The sequence below is a fragment of the Clostridium punense genome (assembly GCF_017874425.1).
GTDB lineage: Bacteria > Bacillota > Clostridia > Clostridiales > Clostridiaceae > Clostridium_J > Clostridium_J punense.
Genome location: NZ_JAGGLL010000095.1, coordinates 1 through 1,232 on the forward strand (window position 1 = coordinate 1; position 1,232 = coordinate 1,232).

Sequence of the window (1,232 nt, forward strand, 5' to 3'; positions counted from 1 at the left end):
TTATATAGGAAATTCAACTTTTTTTGCGCTAGCAAAATGCCTGGAAGGCCTTGGAATTGTTGCTTTTGAGAGTTTGTGTAAAAAAATGCCATAAACATTTTGGGTAAAGTTTTGTATAATTTATTTAAAAAACAAGGATGATTTTAAATGAAGAAAACCATTATAAAAGAAATATTTTTAGATCATTGGGATAGATTTAAAAAATTATACAGAGGAAAGATTAGAAAGAATGTTATTGTAGAAGTTGAAAAAATGATGAACTGTGGGTCATTGAACAATGGTTTCATAGAATTTATATGCGAAGCATGTGGTAAAACAAAAAGATTAGGATTTACATGCAAAAGTAGATTTTGTAATTCTTGTGGAAAGGTTAGAGTGGACAATTGGACAGAGGATTTAATTGCAAAGTTAATAAACACTCCACATAGACATATGGTTTTTACAATCCCAAAAGAATTGAGAGAATACTTTAGAGCTGATAGAAGGTTGTTAAGTTTATTACCACAATGTGCGACAGAAGCAATTAGTAGTTGGTATTTAGAACGAAGTAAAAAGGAAAAGTTTACTCCAGGAATAGTTGCTGTTATTCATACCTTCGGTAGAGACTTAAAATGGAATCCCCACGTACATCTACTAGTAACTGAAGGGGCAAGTGGTAATATTACAGCTTGGAAAAAGTTTAACTTTATGCCTTTTGCTATGCTTCGCAATAGGTGGCAGAAACTGATTTTAGACAAATTAGGCAATAACTTAAAAAATGGGATTAAAGAATATAAAAGATTAAAAAATCAGCTATATTCTGTTTTAACAAAAGGTTTCTATGTGTATGCAAAAGGACTAATAACTTCAACTAAAATTGTAGCAAGATATGTAGGAAGGTATGCTGCAAGGCCTGTGATAGCACAGTCAAGGATTATAAGCTATGATGGAAGAACCGTAAGGTTTTATTATGAAAGGCATGAAGATGGAAAAAGAATAGAAGTAGAGCTTGATGCAATAGATTTTATAAAAAAGCTAATAATTCATATACCCGAAAAACATTTTAGAATGATTAGATATTATGGTATATACTCTAGCAATAATAAATGTGAAAATAAGTTTTTCAAACTTATAAATGAAAAGGTAGCTGAAGAATTGAAAAAGTTAAGAAAATGGGAGTATAGAATTTTAAAATATTTTGGCATAGATCCTTTAAAATGCGAAAAATGTAAGAAGTATATGGTTATTAATAG

General features: G+C 29.9%; 1 protein-coding gene. It reads left to right on the forward strand.

Annotation, left to right across the window (positions count from 1 at the left end; genetic code table 11):
• Positions 1–147 precede the first annotated feature (147 nt).
• A partial coding sequence (locus J2Z44_RS22125; protein ID WP_209650066.1) for an IS91 family transposase occupies positions 148–1,232 on the forward strand: 1,085 nt, incomplete at its 3' end.